Source organism: Streptomyces sp. NBC_01591 (assembly GCF_035918155.1).
Classification (GTDB): domain Bacteria; phylum Actinomycetota; class Actinomycetes; order Streptomycetales; family Streptomycetaceae; genus Streptomyces.
Genome location: NZ_CP109327.1, coordinates 232,815 through 252,890 on the forward strand (window position 1 = coordinate 232,815; position 20,076 = coordinate 252,890).

Annotated in this window: 12 protein-coding genes and 3 pseudogenes; 9 read left to right on the forward strand and 6 right to left on the reverse strand. The window is 70.3% G+C overall.

What is annotated here, in order from left to right; all coding sequences use genetic code 11:
* Positions 1 to 286 precede the first annotated feature (286 nt).
* Both OG978_RS01230 and OG978_RS01235 read left to right on the forward strand, forming a co-directional pair.
* On the forward strand, positions 287 to 1,108 hold the full coding sequence (locus tag OG978_RS01230) for a hypothetical protein (protein WP_326763403.1): 822 nt from the start codon (positions 287 to 289) through the stop codon (positions 1,106 to 1,108).
* Between the two features lie 381 nt (positions 1,109 to 1,489).
* Positions 1,490 to 2,125, forward strand: a complete 636-nt coding sequence (locus OG978_RS01235; RefSeq protein WP_326763404.1) for a GNAT family N-acetyltransferase — start codon at positions 1,490 to 1,492, stop codon at positions 2,123 to 2,125.
* A gap of 277 nt (positions 2,126 to 2,402) precedes the next feature.
* Here OG978_RS01235 and OG978_RS01240 read toward each other — a convergent pair whose 3' ends face one another.
* The gene (locus tag OG978_RS01240) at positions 2,403 to 3,407 is read right to left on the reverse strand and encodes a hypothetical protein (protein WP_326763405.1); all 1,005 of its coding nucleotides are present in this window, start codon (positions 3,405 to 3,407) and stop codon (positions 2,403 to 2,405) included.
* Between the two features lie 1,436 nt (positions 3,408 to 4,843).
* Between OG978_RS01240 and OG978_RS48155 the strand changes: the two are divergent.
* Positions 4,844 to 5,197, forward strand: a pseudogene (locus OG978_RS48155) (IS1096 element passenger TnpR family protein); the annotation flags it as partial.
* Between the two features lie 432 nt (positions 5,198 to 5,629).
* Here the strand turns inward: OG978_RS48155 and OG978_RS01245 are convergent.
* Entirely contained in the window at positions 5,630 to 7,447 is a 1,818-nt protein-coding gene (locus tag OG978_RS01245; protein ID WP_442817636.1) for a hypothetical protein, read from the reverse strand.
* 311 nt (positions 7,448 to 7,758) lie between these two features.
* Between OG978_RS01245 and OG978_RS01250 the strand changes: the two genes are divergently transcribed.
* Positions 7,759 to 8,379, forward strand: coding sequence for a hypothetical protein (locus tag OG978_RS01250; protein ID WP_326763407.1), 621 nt, complete (start codon positions 7,759 to 7,761; stop codon positions 8,377 to 8,379).
* Positions 8,380 to 8,389: 10 nt separating this feature from the next.
* On the opposite strand, the gene OG978_RS01255 is transcribed toward OG978_RS01250, so the two are convergent.
* The 3 genes and pseudogenes from OG978_RS01255 to OG978_RS01265 all read right to left on the reverse strand — a co-directional run bounded on the left by OG978_RS01255 (position 8,390) and on the right by OG978_RS01265 (position 11,654).
* Positions 8,390 to 9,022, reverse strand: a complete 633-nt coding sequence (locus tag OG978_RS01255) for a nucleotidyltransferase family protein (protein WP_326763408.1) — start codon at positions 9,020 to 9,022, stop codon at positions 8,390 to 8,392.
* A 294-nt stretch (positions 9,023 to 9,316) separates the two neighbouring features.
* Positions 9,317 to 10,667, reverse strand: a pseudogene (locus OG978_RS01260) (IS630 family transposase).
* Positions 10,668 to 10,712: 45 nt separating this feature from the next.
* Complete coding sequence (locus OG978_RS01265) at positions 10,713 to 11,654, reverse strand: hypothetical protein (RefSeq protein WP_326763409.1); 942 nt, start codon at positions 11,652 to 11,654, stop codon at positions 10,713 to 10,715.
* A 256-nt stretch (positions 11,655 to 11,910) separates the two neighbouring features.
* On the opposite strand from OG978_RS01265, the gene OG978_RS01270 reads away from it, so the two are divergent.
* The 5 genes and pseudogenes from OG978_RS01270 to OG978_RS01290 form a co-directional block, all read left to right on the forward strand.
* Complete coding sequence (locus OG978_RS01270) at positions 11,911 to 13,419, forward strand: hypothetical protein (RefSeq protein WP_326763410.1); 1,509 nt, start codon at positions 11,911 to 11,913, stop codon at positions 13,417 to 13,419.
* A 971-nt stretch (positions 13,420 to 14,390) separates the two neighbouring features.
* Positions 14,391 to 15,935, forward strand: coding sequence for a hypothetical protein (locus tag OG978_RS01275; protein ID WP_326763411.1), 1,545 nt, complete (start codon positions 14,391 to 14,393; stop codon positions 15,933 to 15,935).
* A 336-nt stretch (positions 15,936 to 16,271) separates the two neighbouring features.
* Positions 16,272 to 16,820 carry a YciI family protein gene (locus tag OG978_RS01280; RefSeq protein WP_326769891.1) on the forward strand — a complete coding sequence of 183 codons (549 nt, stop codon included), beginning with the start codon at positions 16,272 to 16,274 and terminating at the stop codon, positions 16,818 to 16,820.
* 70 nt (positions 16,821 to 16,890) lie between these two features.
* Entirely contained in the window at positions 16,891 to 18,030 is a 1,140-nt protein-coding gene (locus tag OG978_RS01285) for a lipase (protein ID WP_326769892.1), read from the forward strand.
* A 100-nt stretch (positions 18,031 to 18,130) separates the two neighbouring features.
* Positions 18,131 to 18,246: pseudogene (locus tag OG978_RS01290) on the forward strand (excalibur calcium-binding domain-containing protein); the annotation flags it as partial.
* A 194-nt stretch (positions 18,247 to 18,440) separates the two neighbouring features.
* Here the strand turns inward: OG978_RS01290 and OG978_RS01295 are convergent.
* Positions 18,441 to 19,676, reverse strand: coding sequence for an IS110 family transposase (locus OG978_RS01295; protein ID WP_326763311.1), 1,236 nt, complete (start codon positions 19,674 to 19,676; stop codon positions 18,441 to 18,443).
* Positions 19,677 to 20,076 lie beyond the last annotated feature (400 nt).

Consider the following 20,076-nt stretch of genomic DNA (forward strand, 5'->3'; position numbering starts at 1 on the left):
CATCCTCTCCTATGCCTGGCTGCGGAGCAGGAGTTCGGCAGAGGGTGCACCACCTGGCGGGCAGAGGACGGTTCGCCGCAGCGACCACGGCGAGCACCGCCTGCGGCCCGGGCGTCATGTCCTATGCTCGGGCTGTCCCTTTCACGGCGGCGGAACTGCCGACGGGGGCGTGGCGGGTGCCGGGGCCGGCGCCTGAGGATCGCAACGACGCATGTGTGCCGTCGAGCCTGCCTGTCTCCGGGCGGGTGCGACGGCGGTCCGCGCACGCCACGTACCGGGAGCACCCATGGCCTTCCTCGCCCTCCTCCTCGACACCCGCGACTACGACGGTCTGTCCGACCTCTTGCGGGAGGCGGTGATCCGCCGCCAACGGCGGGAGGACCCCGGGTTGTGGAGCCTGGACCTCCTCGCCCAGGAACACGAGGTGCCTGTCGCCGAAGTCCGTGAGGCACTCGCGCAGGGCGACCACCCGATCCTCGACCGGACCACCCCGGGCTGCCTGCTGGGCCGCTTCGCCGGTATCTCCGCCTGGGTGGACGACCACGTCAAGGGCGGCACCACCCGCAAGATGGTCGATATGTCCCTGGCCCCGGGATTCTTCTGGCCGCCGCTGGCCGTCACCGACTGGGCGCAGCGCCTGAAGCGGGATATGAAGCGGCTGCGGCCGGACCAGGAGGCCGCGGCACGCGCCGCACTGCGGTCCGTACACGCCCTGATGGACGGCGCCGACATGTGCAACCAGCTGCTCAGAAAGGAGGAGCCGAGCCGGGCCGTGCACGCGCACGCGGTGCAGCGCGGCGTGCTGGACCGTGCCGGCTCCGCAGAAACGGTCCGTGCGTCGGACCGGGCCGTTGCGCTGGCGACGCGGACGAGGGAGGCCTTGCTGCGGACCACCGGGTGGGAGGCCGAAGCGCTGGCCCGCCTCACCGTGCGGGACGTGGTACTGCTGGACGACGGGCAGACAGTGGAGCTCTACGGCCGGGCCCCGGACAGCCCCGCACGGCAGCACGTCGGATGGCGGACCGGCGCCCTGGTAGCGGCACTGGCCGCCGACCGGGCAGAGGACGAACTGCTGCTGGACTACGCGTCCGACCCCGTGGCCCCGTAACCGGCCGGAACACCGGACTGCGGACCACCGCGGACCCGGAACGACGAGCGCCGGACACAAGCACGGACCACTCGCGCCCGCACCGCTGGGCGACGCGAAGCGCGGGCAGCCCAGCGGCGGCAGGACGCACGTGGACGAGTGCGGCCGCTGCGTCCGCAGGGCCGGGCCCGTCCCCGCCCGTGGGATTCGAACGAGTCTGCCGAGCCCCTTCGGTGCGAAAGGAATGCGCCATCCTTCGCGCCTCCGGCGACGCAATAGCCACCTTTGCTCTCAAACAGGAACGGCCTTTTGACCTACTGGTAACCATGCCTCCGCGCCGGCTGCCAAATAGCCCTCAGCGGCCGCGCGGCGCACGCTCTGCCCCGACCCGAAAGGACGCCCGTGGGACGACACAAGCCCGGCAAGGTCCGACGCCGCCGCCCCGACGACCCGCCCGGCCACGTCCAGATCAGACAGACCCGTCCCGGAGAGGGCAAGGCGTTCACTGATCTCGCCGCGCTCGCCATGGAAGGCCACGGCGACTTCGACGACCGCGAGGCCATGTGCGAGACCATTGACGAAGGCGGACCGTTCATCAGCCGGTACAAGGCCGGGCAGTTCGTTTTCCTGGTCGCCGAACACACGCCCACCGGGCGCATCGTCGGCGTCTCGTCCAGCATCCCGCCCCTGGCCGTACTCGCCGGCATGGAACGCGACGGGGCGGATCCCACCGTCCTGGGCGCTACCGCGATGGCTTACGTCAAGATCCGCGCTCTGGCCGTCGCGGACGACTGCCGCCGCCAGGGCATCGCCTCCGCCCTCCTCGTCAGGGCCCTGACCGTCCACCGCGATCACAGCGCGTTCTTCGCGTACGGGCAGTTCACCGCCGGGGACGCCGCTCTGGCCCGGTTCTACCAGCGCCAGGGGTTCACCATCCACGCCCCGGGCGAGCCGGTCCTTCTCGCCGGCGGCTCCAAGCACGCCGGCGTCGGTGCCTCACCGCTCCCCGGCGAGCAGATGTTCTCGCGCATGCTCTGACTCCGTACCCGGCGGCTTCGGAAAACGGACCTTCCGGCCAGGTCGGCCCTGGCCGGGCAAGGACGTCCCGAGAAGCGCAGCGGCGGCGCGGCGGGACGACGGCTCGGTGGGGAGCCCGTTACCACATCGAAGGTCCCGTGCCGAATCGTCCCCGCTCATCGGGTGCACCCTCGGCCCATGGACGATGGGGGTCAGGTGAAGCGTCCGGATGGCTGCCGATGCGTCGGGAAAGGTGGCGATACCGGGCAGTCCGGTCGGCGGGCGGCAGCATCGGCCGTCAGGCACGTACCGAGGGACGGCGGGCCTCCTGCGGTGCGGCCTTCTCCACGCGTCCGATCCGCCGCCGGATCGCTGCGAACATCTCGGCCTGCTCCTCCTTGACCGGGTAGTCGATGCGGTCGTAGCGCAGTTGGAGGGTGGCGGTGTTGTCCGGGGACTTCAGGAGGACCAGGCCGAGGCTCTCGCTGGGGGTCAGGTCGCGGTGCCCGCGCAGTTCCAGCGGCAGACCGTGTTCCGGGTCGGTGAGGGCTTGCACCAGCTCGGCTCGGCGCAGGCCGGTGTCGGAGGCGTGGTCCAGCTCCAGGATCCACCACTCCCCCAGCCGGGCCTCGTGGCCGGTGACGAGGTGGGGGACGGCGACGGTGTGCAGGAGGCCGAGGCGGCGCAGCAGCCCGCTGGGGAGCCAGGCCGCCTCGTGCCAGGTGGATTCGTAGGCGAGCGGCTGGCGCTCGTCTTCCCACAGCCGTTCGTGGGTGGTCCAGGTGTCACCGGCGAGCCAGCTGGCCTCGCCCCCGTCGGCGTGGATTTGCTCGGCGAGGGCGGCTTCGGCCTTGTGGAAGGCGCGTCGGGAGGGGCCGGTGAGCTGGATACTGGCCGGCTGTCCGAGGCGGCGGAGCTCGATGCCGCGCTCGCTTCGTGCGGCGATCCGCAGCCCGTTGAGGCCGTGGATCTCGTCGCGGCCGGTGCCTACGGGCACGCGGCCGGGCAGCAGCCCGGCCAGCAGGCTGTCGAGGCTCGCGTCGCTCTCCAGGTGGAGCCGGATGCTCTTCTCGGTGGGCTGCACGTACCGGATGCTGAAGGGGAACTCGAAGAAGTTCCTCTGGGAGCTGAGGATCCAGTAGAACGCCTCGGACTCAAGGAGGAGTTGCGCGTGGTGGGCGGGTGCCGGGATGAGAGGGGTGTGCCGGGGGAGGCCGGCGACGACCTCGCATGCGAGCTGGCGGGGAGCACCGGTGTACAGCGCGTACGTCCGGGCCCGGTTGCTGGTCTGGTTGGCCGACATTGGCTTCAAGCACCTTCCGCTCGGCTCCGTCGGCCCGCGGAGCGTGAGGAACAGGTACTGGGTGCAGCGTGGAGGTCGGTGGGGTTGAACTGATCGAAGCCTTGCTTCTTCGCCTCCGCCTTGAACCAGTGGGCCGAGGTTCGCGTGAGGAGCAGCAGACCGGTGCCGCAGGGCGTCACTGTAGCGGCGGGTCTCGGTTCCAAGGGGTCGCCACGCCGTTCGTGCCCTTTCTGGCCCTGCGTCACGTCGAAAGGGCCCTGAGCCTCTGGTCGGGACGAGGCGGCCTGGGGCTGCCGCCCGGCTGCCGGTCTCGGGGCCCTCGCTCCGGGAGCAGCCGCGCTGTCCCAATACCTGGTGATGGTCTTCCCGCGCAACAGCGCCCGGATAGGCTGCTGGCGAGCGTGTGTCGTGGCACGTTCCAGGGCCGGTCCCACCACCGGCAGTTGGAGAACCAGGCGACCGCAGGACACGGCGTGTGACCGTTGGTGCTGCCGTGTTTCGGGACGCTCCGCTACGCCGGGCAGGTTCGGGGTGGGCCGGGTCGCGCCGGGCGCGGAAGAGCTCATGTGACCCAGCACAGCAACACCACCCACCAGCAGCAGATCGCCAAAGCCCTGCACACGAGGACCGGCTGCGGCTACCAGGAAGCCCTTCGCCGCGTCCGGCTCGCTGCCGAACAGGGCCTGCTTCCCCGGCCGCTGGACCTGGCCGGGAGGCAGAAGGCCGTCGAAGTCCTCGCCGCCGCCCTGGACTCCCCCGCCCCCGTGCCGGCCCCTGTTGGCCAGATCCTTCCGGAACACGACGAACAGGAACCCGCGGTGCCCTACGCCGGATACCCGCCGGAGCGCGATGCGGAGATCCTCACCGTGTTGCTCGCCCGGGGACGGCGGCCCGAGCCCGAACGTCCGGGCCCCGCTCCGGGGATCGGGTGGGGACAGGCTCTGATGGCGGTGGGACGGTCCTGGCAGAACCTGAGCTCCGACGAACGCGAGAACCTTGCCCGCTGGGGCCTGGACGCGCAGCCCGCGAAGGAGTGGCTGGCCCTGTTCGAGTGCCTCAGTGGCTGGACATCCGCACATGGACAGACCGTCCCCCGCTCGGCCGTCCACGACGGGCAGCCGGTGGGCGACTGGCTGTGGAAGCAGTGGCACACCCACCACGGATACCGGCCCGGCGAGATCTTCCTGCAGCTCGCTCTGGCCGAGGTGACGGGGGTGTACCCGTACCAGGAGCTGATGCCCTACGTACCGCCGTCCTTGCCGTACCGGGCCTCCTACGACCGGGCCCGCAAGGAGCTCTCCCTCGATGCTCTGCTGGAACGGGACGAGGAGCTGTGTCGGTCCGCGCGCGGCCGTGCTGTCCACCGTGCGGGGTCACCCGACCCGGGCCGCGGCCTGGTTCTCATAGTCAGCGGCGCAGCGTCGTTGCCCGCGCCGATGGCCTTCACGCTCGCCTGCCACGCCTCGCATACCTGGATCCACCTGGCGGAGGCCATCGACCGCGTCTTCGCCCGCGACGACGATCATCTCGCCGCGTTCTTCATCCAGTCCCTGACCTGGGACCTTCCGGCTGGTGACGACGGGTTCTACTACGGCTCCAGCTTCGAGCGGATCACCATTGACCGCCCCCGGCCTGAACCCGCGGCCGTGCCCTTCTCCCCCGGTGAGATCCCGACCGGGCAGACGGCGCTGGCCGCGATGCTCGCACCGGGCTTCAAGCTGGGCTACCTCTTCGATTTCGGGGACAAGTGGATGCACCGGCTGCGGGTGCTGCGCTGGACCCATCCGCAGGAGGACGCGCAGCTCGAGGAGTTCGACAGCCCTCTCGTCAGTATCCGCCCGCTGAGCGGCCCGCCCGGGCAGTACTACACCGAGGACGCGCCCGGCTGGCAGCACTACCTGTCACTCCCTCCCTCGCCCAGGCCCGCCCCAGCGGTTCCCGGTCCCTCAGCCGGTAGCCGCCGTGGCACCCGCAGGCGGCGCAGCCGACCTGGGGGGGGTCGGCGCAGCGCGGGCACGGTGGGCTCTTGGACCTCTTCGACGTCGGTGACCAGGATGGGCCGCCGGCCACGAGAGGAACTCCGGGCGGAGGTTGGTGACTACCGCACGCGCGGTAGCGGCGGCAGACACGGCATGGAAGGACCGGCTCGACGAGAGCCTCACCGATTCGCCGAGCAGCAGCCCAGTGCCAGGTCTGCGAGTACGGGGTACGGGAGCGATGTCTCAGCCGCCTGTTCCGGATTCGGTGTCGGGCAGGGTGTCATCGGCTTCTCGTTGGCCGCAGTAGAAACAGTGGACGTCGTCGGGGTGCGGGCCGACCAGCGCGGTCAGCTGAGTCCACGGAGTGGTGCGGGGACCTGTTTCCACCAGCGCGTCCACCGCAGCGACGAGGGACTCGTTGAGGCTCGGCTCCAGTCCGACGACCAGAGCCGGCACGCCCGGATGCCACACGGCGTGCTCGACCGCAGCCGCGAGCTCCACAGGGCCGCCCCGGGCGGGCAGGAGGAGAACCTGGTCCCGGTCGGTGACCACGAAACCGAAAGCCGGCGGCTGCCCGTAGGTTGTCACGGACTCGCCGCGCAGCAGCACGACTTCAAGGGGAGCCCCGGTGGAAGGGCCGGGCGCGGGCATGGTGCGCGGTACGTGCAGAGCGATGAGCCCGGTGCCGGGTGATGTAGCGCACCAGGCTGGGCCGGCCGGTGCGGGCCAGGTGCCCAGGACGGATCCGGCCGCCGCGTTCGGATGGGAGTCCAGGGCCTCCAGGGCTCGGTGCGCCCGGAGGCTGCCGGTGTTCTCTGCGGGGGTGACCCGGTCGGTGAACAAGGTCCGCAGCGGGAGGGGCAGTTGGCCGGTGTCGCAGAGTACGGTCCCCGCGCTGCCGGGGTCTCCGAAGAAGCGCAGTGCTTCGCGTGCCAGACGCTGGGACGGGGCGTGGTCCATGACCCATTCCAGGCCCTCCCAGAAGTCACCGGTCATTCTGGGGGCGGGCGGCAGGACGAACTCCACGGGGACCTGCCAGACCGTGGCATCGCTGTCCTTGGGCAGCGCGCCGTGGTCGGGGACGCCTCCGCGGCGCCATCCGGAGGTGGCGCTGTCCCACCGGGTGTTGCCCAGCTCCAGCACGGAGGCGCGCAGCGTGCCCTCCAGGCCGGCGGCGGCGCTCTCGCAGCGGCGGACGAACGCCTGTGCCTCGGCCAGGGGCGGCGGAACGTGGTCGGAAATCCGCTGGACGTCCGGTGCCCAGCTGGCCACGAGGGCCGGGGTGGCGCAGCCGGGCGGCCACCACGGCAGGCGGTGCCCCAGGGCCCGGACCAGGTCTCCCAGTTCGTCGTCGGCGGGGCGCATCTGGCGCAGGAGGCGGTGGAGGGAATCCTCGGTACGGCCGCGGCCGTCGGCGTCGACGTCGTAGAGGTCGAGCATGCGCACGTCCCCGGACAGGGAGCCGTACTGGGGTTCGGCGCGGGTGGGCAGCAGGACCAGGGTGCCCAGCAGGTCGGTGGCCGCGAAGTGATCGGGCTCGATGTCGGCGAGGACCTCGTGCACCAGGTGCTGCAACGGGCTTCCGTGGGGCCAGGCGTGCGGCCAGCCGAGCAGGCGGCTCATCTCACCCGGGGCGAGCACGGTCGCCAGCCACACAGAGGGGCCACGCCCGTCGGGGGCCGTGTAGCGGGTGACATGGACATCGACCGGCGGGTGCCGCAGCTCGGTACCTCGGGTCGCCTCTTCCGGCTGACACAGATGCAGTGTCTGCTGGCCCTCACGGTGCAGGTTCGGGCCGTCCGGGCCCGGCAGCAGCCACGACGCGGTGCGCGGCGGGAGACGGCGGCCGGTCCTCGCGCACCAACGGGCCACGGTGCCGCCTCGCCACAGGGGCCGTGCTGCGGTGCTGTCTGCGGCATCGGGTTCTGGGAGCGCCTCGGACGTTCCCTCGGTTCGCAGTTGGGATACTCGCCCCGGGGTCAGGCCGGTCAGTCGCGCGATGGCGGCGCCGGAATAGGAGTCAGCAAGGGTGTGATGGCTACGCGTCCAAGGGAAGGTCACCACCCCAAACTAAACGAAACGTTTAGCGCCGCCATCGGTTTTCGGCCGGTACCTTCGGCCGGGAAGCCGTCAGCCGCACCGCGTGGTCCAGAGCGTCGGGGTGATCGGGCGACATCCCCAACCGCGGCCGTGCTTGCGGGCGGAGTCCCCGTTGGTCAGAACTTGCTGCTCCTTGACGTGCGGTCACATGCCTGGGCGCAAACCTGTTGGAGCGCGGCATCGGTGTGCTGCTGTGGTCGATCCCTGGACGCCGCTGATCTGCGGCGGCTGACCGCTTCGGCTTGTCGCGCGGCTCTGCCTATGCTGCCGCTATGGGTCTGGATATCACGCTGTTCATGGCGGACTGGGAGAAGTTGAGCGCTATCCCTGTGGAGAACCGGGTCCGAGCACTGGATGACACGACCTGGCCACCAGAGCTCGACGGCGAGTACCCCCAGCGGTACGGACTGGCCGGCGGCTGGCTGTGGCCCCCGGATCGGGAGTCTGCATGGTGCGCCGAGTACGACTTTTCCACCACCGGCGGCTATAGCCCGCCCGCCCGGGCGGGCGATGCATGGGACGACATACGGCTCCTCGTCGACGCATCCGTGCGCGAGGCGATCGACGCCTTTCTCGTCGGTCTGATCTGGGACGCGAACCCGGCCGACGATCCTGCGCTGACGGGCGGCGGAGGGTTCTTCCCGCCGGCCACCGACCGCGGGCTCCTGCGCGTCCTCCTGGTGTGCCCGCCTGAGGCAGTAACCGGCAAGGCCCGCGCCTGGAAGCGAGCGGTGTCCCACCTGGATGTGCTGCGCGAGCCGTTCGCCGCCGAGTGCGAGGGCTGGGCAGGACGCCCGGACACCTTCGAGGACTTCACCGCACTTCTGCGTGAGTGGGGCGCCGTGATCACAACGGCCGCGCGCCGCAGTTGGGGACTGGTGGGTCTGCCCTAGCGGTCAAGGCTCACGGCGGCGGCGGGGGCAGTACCTTGGCAGACTGCTCGATGCCGTGCCAGAACCCGGCGCGTTCCGGGGTCGTCAGCAGGTCGGTGTTGTCCGGCGCGTCGGGCAGCGTGACGCGAGAGATGGTGATGTGTCCCTGCTGTTGCCATCCGATCAGCTCCGCTCGCACGGGGCGGGGGATGTAGCGGTCGAGGCCGTCGAACGCGTCGATCATGTCGTGGCGCTCGGCCCGGCCGGCATCCGGGTCCACGGCGATCGCGTGCAGTTTGGCAAGGGCCTGGGCGAGTGTGTCGTCTCGCTGCCACAGCGGGAGCATGACCGTGCCCTCAGCTTCCAGTTGTTGGCGCGTGGAGTCCTCGAACTGGAATTGCAGCCCGCGGGAAGGACCCGCGAGCGCGCGGCGAATGGGTGCGTAGGGGTTGCTCCCGTTGAACAGGGACTGGATGACGACCTCTCTCATCCGCTCGTCGCGCTCGAACTGTACGGCGACGTCGACGTCGTGCGGCTCGGTCGCGCCCCGTGCGAAGCTCCCGAACAGCCACACCTGCCGGACCAGGTGCAGCGGCCATTCATGGTCGTCGTCAAGCCGGTGGAGCATCCCCTCGACCAGTTCAACGGCTCGCGCTCGCTTCACGTCTGATCTCCCTCGTTCACGCCGGGTTCCAGCGTAGAGGCCTGCCGGGGTCACTGATCCCGGCAGCGGACATGGAGGCGGGTCCGGATCATTGCCTCGGCCCGGTCGTCGGTGCCTCGTTCATCGCTCGCACGCCGGATTGCCAAAACGGAACGGACGGCAGGCGGGCTTCAACGGCTGGGAGCGGCATGCGCCGACTGTCGATTCCAGGGTGCGGAGAGGGGCAAGCGCCGCCGGGGCCCGGCGGCGCGGCACGCTGTCCTGCGCTAGTGTGATGCGCCAGAAAAGGTGATCTTAAGTCTGCCGCTGGTTTTCGGTGCTGGGTGGGCTGATTTTGGTGAGGTAGTCGGCGAGGGACTTGAGGATCTCGTCGGCGGTCTTGGTCCAGGTGAACGGCTTCGGGTTCTCGTTCCAGGTGTCGATCCAGGCGGTGATGTCCTTCTCCAGGGCTGTCACGGAGGTGTGGACGCCGCGGCGGATGAGTTTGTCGGTCAGCAGGCCGAACCACCGCTCGACCTGGTTCATCCAGGAAGAGCCGGTCGGGGTGAAGTGGACGTGGAAGCGGGGGTGTTTTCCCAGCCACGTCTTGATCTCGGCGGTGTTGTGGGTGGCGTAATTTGTCACAGACCAGATGGACGTCGAGTCCGGTGGGCACGGCCTTGTCGATCCGGATCAGGAACTTCTTGAACTCGATGGCGCGGTGGCGGCGGTGCAGTTCCGATATGACGGTGCCGTCGGCGATGTTGAAGGCGGCGAACAGGCTGGTGATCCCGTGCCGGTAGTAGTCGTGGGTGCGGCGTTCGGGCATGCCCGGCATCATCGGCAGTACCGGCTGCGAGCGGTCCAGTGCCTGGATCTGGCTCTTTCCATCGACGCAGAGAACCACCGCCTTCTCCGGCGGCTGGTGGTAGAGGCCGACGACGTCGACGACCTTGGCGACGAACTGCGGGTCGGTGGACAGTTTGAAGGAGTCCTGCAGGTGGGGCTTGAGGTCGAACTTCTTCCAGATCCGCCCGACGGTCGATTTCGACAGCCCGCTGTGCTTCGCCATCGAGGCACGCGACCAGTGCGTGTCCTTGCCCGGGACGGACTCCAGAGTCGCCACGAGTACGTCCTCGACCTGGTCGAGCAGGACCGAGGGCGGCCTGCCGGGGCGGGGCTCGTCCGTCAGTCCGTCCAGACGCAGGGTGATGAACCTGGAGCGCCAGCGGTTCACCGTCGCGTGGGCGATGCCGAGTTCGGCCGCGACCTCCTTGTTCGTCCCGCCCTCCGCACACCGCAGCACGATCTTCGCGCGCAGTGCCAGGAACTGCGCGGTCTTCGCCCGCCGCGCCCAGCGCGTCAGCTCCGCACGCTCGGCTTCGCTGAGCACCAGGTCCGGCTTGCGCCGGCCCGGCCGCGGCTCATCCACCAAGCCCGCCAGCCGCCGGGCCACGAACCGCGAACGCCACTTGCGCACCGTCTCCACGGACACCCCACAGTCCGCCGCCACAGCGGTATTTGACGCCCCGTCCGCACAGGCCAGGATGATCCGCGCCCGCTCCGCCACACGGGCCGGCACCCCGCCACCCGCCCAGCGCAGCAACTCCGCACGCTCCTCAGCGGACAGCACGACTTCGACAGCACGAGGGCCTCGATGCGACATAAAAACAGCCTACAGACTTAAGACCGCCTTTTCTGGCGCATCACACTAGTTCTCTTGAGCCTGGTTCCACGGCACGCCGGCCTTGGCTTGCCCGATCAGGTAGCGGATGCCCTGGTTGTCGTCGGGGTTGGTCCACAGGCTGTCGCCGAAGACTGCCGCCGCCTTGGCTGTCTCGCCCAGCTGCCACCACGTCAGTCCCAGGCCCTGCAATGCCCGGTGGAAGGGGCGGTTGCTCAGTTCTCCCCATGCCAGGACTCCGGTGAACGCCGGCGGCAGCGACAGCTCGGCGACGGCTACGGCCGTCTGGTAGTAGCCCAGGGCTTCCGGCAGAGCGGAATCGTCGGCATCGGCGCGGTCGAGCGCGTCGCTGCCCAGGTGCACCCAGCAGTCGATCTGCCGCGGGTCCTCGCGCACTGCAGCACTCAGTGCCGCGCGGTAGGCGGCGGTGTCGCCTGTACGGTCGCGCAGGTCGAGCGCGCGGTCGACGGGCGGTTCGTCTTCTCCGAGGTAGGGGTCGGGCATTTTGTAGAGGGTTCGCGGGCCGGCCTCGCGTACCTCACGCCACCAGGCCCAGTCCGGCCTGCCGTCGTGATCAAAGGCGGTCGAGGGGCGGGCACCCCAGCCCCGCTCCGAGCGCGGGTCGTAGTCCTCACCGCCGAAGGCCAAAGATGCCGGGGTTGCCCCGCGGCTCTGGATGCGCTCAAGGAGGCGGCGGGTGTCTCCGCGCTGGTAGCGGTCGGTGATCTCGGACAGGTACACGTACCGTCGGCCGGGGCGTTCCTGCCGAGGTGCGGGCAGGACACGGCGAAGCCGGTCGAGCAGGTCGGACAGCGCTTCTTCGGCCTGCTCCGCGGTCAGGGGCCACGACATGCCTGACGCGCGCGGAACCTCGTGGACGGGGTACCAGAGCGAGTCTCTGTCCAGGCCGCTGCGCTCGGCCAGCATCGTGCGCAGGTCGTCCTCGCTCACCGATTCCGAAGTTGCCATGCGGGTTTCCCGCCCTCCCCGTCCTGTGCTTCTGTGCGCCAGTGGCGCAGCCCCGACGGCAGCGTATCCAGTGGCCCCTCCCGACGGCCTTCCCCCGAAGGAGTGACGGTCTGGACGGGCCTGCCCGCCGTGCGGGAGGCCAACGCTTGGGCGAGACCGGGCAGGTGGTACCGGTCCGGTGCGGTATACACGAGGAGATCACAGGCTGCCGCACGGCGAGGCGGCGCATCGGGGGTGGGGAATGACCGTGCCGCACGTGAGTACTGCGCTTCGCCCGGGGGACTACCTCCAGATCGCTTCGGAGCGGATGGCCGTCGACGGGGTACCGGACGGAGAGGGGTACGCCCGGATCGAGCAGGTGGAGCTCATCTCCGACATCGGCTTCCTGGCACGGGGCTCCGCCCACATGCGGACCCGGGCAGCCCGGGAGATCGCGGTCGTGTTCTGCCACGGCATGCTGGGCCCGGTCATGCTGCGCGAGGGTGATCAGTGGACCCTCGGTGAGGTGGACGGCGACCGGGCCCGCTGGGATGCCGCCCACCCTTGGTGGCCCGAGATGCACGGGCCGCTGTTCACTGGCAGCCGCCTGGCCACCGGCCCGCATCCATTTCGCAGCACCATCGAAGGCCCCAGCCTCGTGAAGCAGGCCGCTTCGTGCGAACCGCATCCGCCGCGGCGGCGGGCGGCCGTGTTCGACAAGCCGGCCCACACAGTCATGGTCGGTGACTACCTGCAGGTTCACGCTGTGCGCCACCCGAAGTGGGACATGCGCATCGACGAGGGCTTCCACCGAGTGGAGTGGGTCGGTCACCTCACCGGCGGGGCCCTCGCGGGAGTGCTGAACAACCCGGCGTGGGCTCGCGGCCACCTCACCCTCGTCTCGGTCCACGGCCTGTCCGGCATCCTCGTGCTGCCCGAAATCCCGGTGCCCGTTCTGGTCCGGCCCAACCCGGAGCGGCGCCGCTCCGACGAGGACGAAGCCTGGCACGAAGGCCCCTTCTACGAGCTGGCGGGCGCCACCGAACCCGACCTCGCCGAGCAGCGGCGCGCCGATGCCGGTCTGCGGCCGGAGCCGCCCGCGTCCGAGGCCGAGCTGTATCCCAGCCGGTTCAGCAGCGCCGCCGCGCGCGCTCTACACCTGGACGGTGTCACCAGCATCCGCCCTGTCGCCGCGTCCCACCTGCCCTGGCCACACGGGTTGTTCAAGTGTCCCTTGGGTGAGCGGGCCAAGAGCCTGGCCGCCACCTACCCCAAGGGCCACAGCAAGACCGCCCACGCCGAGCTGTTCACCCAGCTCGACGGGCAGGACTTCGCCGCCTGTCCCTACCACCAGGCCGACGACTGGAAGGCCATCGCCGAAGCCGTGCTCGCCTTCGCCCGCGCCGAACGCGACAGCGACGAACAGGACCGGCTCTACCGCGCCGCGCACCTGAGCGACCGCGACCGGGCCTGGTTTCGCTCTCTGATCGGCGGAGGCCATATCTGGTGGGACACCGGGCAGAAGAACCTGACCAACGGTCAGCACCGCCTGTGTGCACTGCGCGCCGCCGGTGTCGAGGTAATCCCCGTGTACGGCCGGCACCTTCCCGACCAAGACGAGACCAAGCCGTCCGAGGCAGCTCACGCACACGCCAGGCGCACCGTGGAGGACTTCTGGGACACCCACACCGCCGCCGCCCTCAGGCCGGGCGTCCTCAGCACCCAGCTCGCCCGTCTGCTCGTCCGCTACCCAAGGCTGCGTGTCCTGCTTCCGAAGCGCGAGTAACGCGCTACGCCTCGGCCGAACGAACCCGTGGGGACACGGGCCTGCCCGGCTCCCGCAGGGCATCGGAAATCCTGACAGCACACGAGAGCGGCCGCTACAGGCAGCCAGCGACCGCCATGTCAGCGGCGGCGCCAACCACCTCAACCTCGACGAGCCCAGGGCCCTGGAGGTGTGGGACGGCTGTCAGCAGCAGTCAGGGGATGTGGTGGATTCGGGCTACGGGGCGTGGCCGCCCCGTCAGGCGGCCCTCGCGCAGCCTGTGCTGCGTCGCGGACCACGACGTCCCCGAGCCTGGTCGCCGGGCTGGAAGTCTGCGATCTCAGTCAGGAGAATCACCCCGCAGGTGGGGGGGAGCACGTGTGCAGCAGCTCGACGGGCGGTGAACCGATGCTGCTCGTACGGTCGGACATGAGTGCCCTGACAGGACGGTGCTCCTGGGATGGCCCCGCGGTCACTTCGCACGTTCCGCAGGGCCAACCCATCCGTCAGGTCAGAACATCCAGACGTGATTGTCCCGAAAGTCGTGCCCGCCCCTCAGCCCCTGCCGGGGCGGCCTGTGTCATTCGGGTTCGTCGCCGTCGATGCTGACTCCCCTGGCCAGCGCCAACCTGGTTGCCTGTCAGGGTCTACTGCTCGCCGTGACCGACTACGCCCACCGCACTTTCGGATGCGCCGGGCTGGGCGCGCTCGCCCACGAACTCGCCGATGGCGGCTGGATATCTCCGAACCACCAGCGCTCACCGCCCTCCTCGGCCGCGTCCGCGCGCACACCGGGCCGAGACCGGCCACACCGGGCACAGCCGAGTCCCCGCCGGGAACCCACCGTCCTCGCACCGCCCCCGTACAGCCACTGGCGCTGTTGGCCAGGCGAGTTCACCGCTATCGGGCCGCTTGCCGCGTACGGTGGGCCCTGCTGACACGTCCCGTCCGTGATGGCGGTGCGGGCGACATGGAATGGGAGGAAGAGCAGGATGACGCAGGCCACTGCGAACGAGCTGGACGAGCGGGTGGTGGGGCGCAGGTGGACAGTGCGTCTGGACGCCGCCGGCCGGGGCAGTGCGGCGGTACGTGTCTCGTGCAGCCGGCCCACCTGCGTTGAGCAGCGCCTGCCGTCGGCGACCGTCGGTCGTGCGGCTGCGGTCGCCCACCTCAAGGCCCACTTGCGGGCCGCGGCCGGGCCCCGGGACGGCGTGTACTGCGCGTGCCGGGCCGAGAGCTGCCGCACGCACATCCGTCCCGACGACCGGCAGGCGCGGACCCAGCCCTGGCGGTGCGGCGGGGCGGTCGTCTGGGCCGTGATCACCGACCGGGAGCGGCGCTGGTGGCAGGCCATGGAGTGCTGTTCTCGCTGCGCGGCGGCCACGCCCGGCGCGCAGGTCGTCACCACCGCACAGACCGCCTCCGGCCCTGTGCCCGATACCCCGGACGCTGCCGACCGCCCGTCCACCACCCCTGTCGGCGCTCCGCAGTTCTCCGACCGCCCCGTGCCCGCGGTCCGGCCGCGGGAAGTGCCTGCGCCGCGTTCCGCTCCGGTCCGGCGCCGCCATCCGTATGGAAGGATCGCGCAGCGGACTGTCCCCCAGGACCTGCGGCCCGTCGCCCTGCGGGACGAACTCGCCGAACTCGGCCAGCTCTTCCGGGCCTACCAGCAGCGCACCGAGCCCGATCTGGCGCTCCTCGCCGACCTCCACGAACGCAAGGCACGCGCCTTCGCCACCTGGTCCGATGTCACCTGCGACACGGGCCTGCGGCTGGACGCCCGGCGCGCCGAGCAGGCCGCCGCCACCGCCCGTCTCCAGCACCAGCAGCGCACCGGTGGCGGAGCGGACAGCGATGGGCCGGCGGTGGCCCGGCTGCTGACCGCGGCAACGCAGTGGAATCACGCCCGGTCCGTCCTCGCGTACGTGGCCGACCACAGCCCGCTGCCCGGCCCCGAGGCGCGGCTGCTGGTGGTGATGCTGACGCTGCGCACCGCGCACACCGGCACCGGCAACCTCGTGGGCCAGGACCTCACCTCGCTGGGCCTGACCGATCCGGAGGGCCTGGTCGAGCAGTTGACCGGCTGCGGGTGGCTGAGCATCCCCGGCACCGCCGGTGACCTACTCGCCTCCCGGCCCGAGAATCCCACCCCGGTCACTGTCCCGTCCCTCGTGCCCCACGAGGACGGCCCGGCCCCGTTCACGTTCGGCAGGAAGATGCGGCCCAAACTCAGCGGATGGGCCCAGAGAGTCGTCTCGGACAAGAAGCTCCGCAAGGCCAGGACCACCGCAGGCACCCGGCTGCTCGCCCTGACCCTGGCCACCCAGACCAGCGCATCGGGACGGCTCGGCCCCGGCGGAACGGGCGTCGCCCTGGACTCCCTCGCCGCCTTGTGCCCAGTGGGTCCCGGCGAACTGCAGCACCTGGTCGACCAGCTGACCGCAGCGGACTGGATCACCGAAACCGCCGTCACCGACACCCACCTCACCGGACGGCTGACCGAACACATCCTGCCTCTCACCTGCCCCCTCCCCTAACCAAACCAGGCGGGCGACGGGCGGCTGCGCTTCGGCGATACGGGCGGCTGGCCGGGAATGAGCCCGGTGGTGGCATCGGACGTGACTCTACTTCGTTCATGCCGATGAGGAGGTAGCGCACTGGCAGGTGCTGGCCGAAGGCTGATCCGCAGAGTGCGGAAGAACCGCTCGACCGGCCCTTGTCCCGGCCCGTCCTCAGCCGCGCTGGCTGGATCGAGATCCCCATCCGTCGGCACACGCTCGTCAGATGCTCCGATGCTGTTTCATTTGGAACGCGGGGTCTTCGGCGACAAAGCCGGTTGAGATGGTGCCCTTGGTGAGGAAGGGTCTGTGGTCATGGAGTACTTCTGCTACCACCGAGACCGGCTGGGCTCCCTCGCGTTACGCGAGGAGTTGCTGGAGGAGCACTGGTCCTACATGGACCGGTACGCGAAGGAGCTGATCGCTCGCGGTCCGACCTTCGCCGATGATGGTGAAACGCCCACTGGAAGCGTGCATATCGTCGATCTGCCCGATCCCGCCGCTGCCCGTGCGTTCGCCTTCGACGAGCCCAACTACCAGGCCGGTGCGTACCGGGACGTGCTGCTGCGCCGGTGGCGCAACGTGCTGGGGCGCACCATGTGGGATTTTCCCGGTGGCCGGAGCGGTGGCAACCGGTACCTGGTGCTCGGCCTCGGTGAGGGCCTGGCCGCAGACCTCGCCCTGCCGCCCGACCAGGACGAGCTGATCGCGTACGGGCCACTGCTGTCCGACGACGGCGACACATGGCTGGGTACGGCGGTGCTGCTCAGGGCCCCAAACCCGGATACGGCACGCGCCGCCCTGACTCCGGACCGGTACGCGGACATCGAGGTCCACGACTGGGAGTTCGGCGGGCGTCGATGAACCACGGAGGCACCGGGCCGATGCCGTCTCCGGAGCGCATTGACCTGGGACAGGAGCGGTGACGGTGGCGATGCGGGCGGTTCCATTGGTGGGCGGGCCGGTGGAGTTACGGGGTGCACTGGATTTGGAGACCACAGCGGCAGGGGTGATGCCGCGCCGGTTGCCCGCGTGGACCAAGGAGCAGTACCAGGACCCGTCGGTCTACGGGGTGACCGTGATGCCTTCGGGGGTGCGGCTGGTGTTCCGCACCGATGCGCGCGCATTGGAGTTCGAGGTACTCACCTCCACCGGCCAGCTCGACGCCGACCCCCACCCTCGCCCAACCGGGATGCTGGAGTTGTTGGTGGACGGTGCCCTGGCCGGGCGTCGTCAGGCGCCGGTGGGCAACGTGCTGCGGATGGCGGGCCCCGGGGCAGTACAGCGACTCATCCCAGGCAAGCCCGGGACCGTACGGTTCGCCGGACTGCCGGCCGGTATGAAGAACGTCGAGCTGTGGCTTCCGCAGCAGACCCCTACGGAACTGGTGGCACTGCGCGCTGACGGCGACGTGCTGGCGCCGCTGCCGGACGGGCGGCGCCGCTGGGTGCACCACGGCAGTTCCATCAGCCACTGCATCGAGGCTGACGGCCCGACCGGGACCTGGCCGGTGGTGGCAGCTGCGCTCGGAGCGGTGGAGGTGATCAACCTCAGCCAGGCGGGCAACGCGCTGCTGGATCCCTATGTCGCCCGGACGATCCGCGACACGCCCGCCGACCTGATCAGCCTGAAGGTGGGCATCAACATCGTGAGCCTGTCCGCCTTCCGGCTGCGGACGTTCGGCCCGGCGGTACACGGATTTCTGGACACGATCCGGGACGGTCACCCGGACACCCCGCTGCTGTTGATCTCCCCGGTGAGCTGTCCGGCCCTTGAGCAGGTTCCCGGCCCGACCGAGACCGGACCGGACGGGAGGATCGCTGCCCTGGGCGACCCGGCCGATGTGGCCGGCGGCGCACTGTCGCTGACGGTGGTCCGTGCCGAGCTGGCCCGGATCTCTGCGGCACGACAGGCGTCTGATCCCCACCTCCACTGTCTCGACGGACGAGCGCTGCTCGGCCCGGACGAGACAGACGACCTGACCGACGGCCTTCACCCCACCGCCGCCGCGTACCGCCGAATGGGCAAGCGCTTTGCTGCCCACGCCTTCGCGACCGACGGTCCCTTCCGCTGAGCTGTTCTTGACCTCCGGTGTCGAAATGCACTCCGAACTGGGCCGCTGGCCTGGGCATTCGCCGGACGGCAGGTACCGCGAGGAGGCCGACGGCCAGGAGGCGTACGCCAACTGCGCCGCTGCGCGAGCTGCTGGCGCCACTCCGGTGCGCAGGGGGAGCCTGGCTACGGGCTGCACCTCGACCGCGATGGGGACGGGATCGGGTGCGAGTGGGGGGGTGCCCCTATCTGTTTCGTCAACCCTGTCAGGGTCGGTTCGTGGGAGTTGGTGCTGGTTTTTGGGAACGTCCCGCGAAGCGGGACGTTCCCGGCGGATCGGGTGCCTGATGGGCAGCCCGGTGGCCGGCACGGCGGGGGTGGCCGTGCCGGTGCGCGCGTGATGGGGTCAGGAAGGGAGGGGCGGTGGTGCTGTCAGGCCGCGAGGCCGATGTCGCCGGGGGTTCGTGGTTCGTAGAGGGCCCCGGTGCGGATCATTGCGTGGATGACGTTCACACGTTGGCGGGCCAGGCGGAGGATCGCTTGGGTGTGGGTCTTGCCGCGTGCGCGTTGACGGTCGTAGTAGGTGCGGGAGGAGCGGTCGGATTTGCAGCCGATCGCGGCGAACGCGGCCTGGAAGAGGGCGCGTTTGAGGAGTCGGTTGCCGCGGTGGGGTGCGTGCTCGCCACGGATGGAGGTGCCCGAGGACTTGGTGGCGGGGGCGAGTCCGGCGTAGGAGGCGAGGTGTCCTGCGGTGGGGAAGGTGGTGCCGTCGCCGATGGCGACGATCACGGCGGCGGTGGTCCTGACGCCCATGCCGGGCATGGAGGTCAGGAGGTGGAAAAGAGGGAGGGCCTCCAGCAGGGCGGCGATCTCCTGCTCGGCCTGGCGGCGCTGGGTGTGGGCGGCGGCGAGCTGGGCGGCAAGTCCGGGCACGATCAGCGCGCTGGCCTCGGTGCCGGGCACGATGACGGTCTGCTCGGCAAGCGCGTCGAAGATCTCCGCGGTGAGGTGGTGGGCCTTGCGCGAGCCGTGCGCCTTGAGCAGGGCCTCGCAGCGGGCGTGGCCCAGTTTCTTCAGCCTGGCCGGGGAGCCGTGCCGTTCAAGGAGGGCCAGGATGTAGGGGTAGCCCAGCCGGGGGCCGACCACCCGCTCCAGGGTGGGATGGATCTGGGAGAGCAGGCCGCGCAGCCGGTTGGAGGTGCGGTTGACCTCGCCGGCCAGGTCGTTGTCGTAGCCGGTGAGCATGGTCAGCTCGGCCAGCTTCTCGTCGTCGCGGTCCACCGCGCGCAGGGTGTGCGGCATGGTCCGGGCGGTGTCGGCGATGACGAAGGCGTCGCGGGCGTCGGTCTTGGCTTCGCCCGGGTAGAGGTCGGCGGCCCGGCGCATCGAGAGTCCCGGCAGGTAAGCGACCCGGCAGCCGGTCGCGCGGGCCACGGTCAGTGGCAGCGCGCCGATGTTGGCGACCTGGTCCACGATCACCAGGACGGTGCCGAACTTGGCCCTGAGCTTGTCGAACAACTCCCGCAGGCGGGCCTCGGTGTTGGGCAGCTTCTTGTCGTGGACGGTCTTGCCCTGCCCGGTCAGGCCGCGGGCGTGGTGGAACTCCTTGCCCAGGTCCAGGCCGAGGAACAGACCTATGCCGGAGATATCGATGACGGTGTCGGCCATGCGCGATGCCCCTCTTCGGTCGTGCCTTTCGCATCCGTCCCGGCCGTCCCTGCGGCACCACACGCCGGCAACCACGTTACGCAGACATCCCGCCCGTGAAGAGGTCCGGCGTTGCACCGGACCAGGCAGTCGTCAGGCCCCTCATCAGCGGTCAAGCGGTGCCCCGAAGCCCGGCGGCAACACCCCCCAGGTCATCGACTTCGACAGGGGGCACACAGCCATACCGGACCCGGGGGCCAGGCGCCCCATTTCGGGGCCACAGAAAAGGTAACGGGGTGACCCGCACTGGGCTGGACGGAGAGGCGCCTATGCGCCGCCTTGAGGGTCTTCGCCGTCGTCGTCATGTTGAGCTGGCGCCACTCTTCGAGCGTCGGCGTCAGCAGGGTGCCGATCAGGTCTC

What these genes read in the sequence shown, in the direction of transcription:
- OG978_RS01250 (WP_326763407.1), top strand. Translation starts at nt 7,759, where the DNA reads ATGGGTCTGGATATCACGCTGTTCATGGCGGACTGGGAGAAGTTGAGC.
- OG978_RS01280 (WP_326769891.1), top strand. Translation starts at nt 16,272, where the DNA reads ATGGAGTACTTCTGCTACCACCGAGACCGGCTGGGCTCCCTCGCGTTA.
- OG978_RS01230 (WP_326763403.1), top strand. Translation starts at nt 287, where the DNA reads ATGGCCTTCCTCGCCCTCCTCCTCGACACCCGCGACTACGACGGTCTG.
- OG978_RS01240 (WP_326763405.1), bottom strand. Translation starts at nt 3,407, where the DNA reads ATGTCGGCCAACCAGACCAGCAACCGGGCCCGGACGTACGCGCTGTAC.
- OG978_RS01275 (WP_326763411.1), top strand. Translation starts at nt 14,391, where the DNA reads ATGACGCAGGCCACTGCGAACGAGCTGGACGAGCGGGTGGTGGGGCGC.
- OG978_RS01285 (WP_326769892.1), top strand. Translation starts at nt 16,891, where the DNA reads ATGCGGGCGGTTCCATTGGTGGGCGGGCCGGTGGAGTTACGGGGTGCA.
- OG978_RS01295 (WP_326763311.1), bottom strand. Translation starts at nt 19,676, where the DNA reads ATGGCCGACACCGTCATCGATATCTCCGGCATAGGTCTGTTCCTCGGC.
- OG978_RS01265 (WP_326763409.1), bottom strand. Translation starts at nt 11,654, where the DNA reads ATGGCAACTTCGGAATCGGTGAGCGAGGACGACCTGCGCACGATGCTG.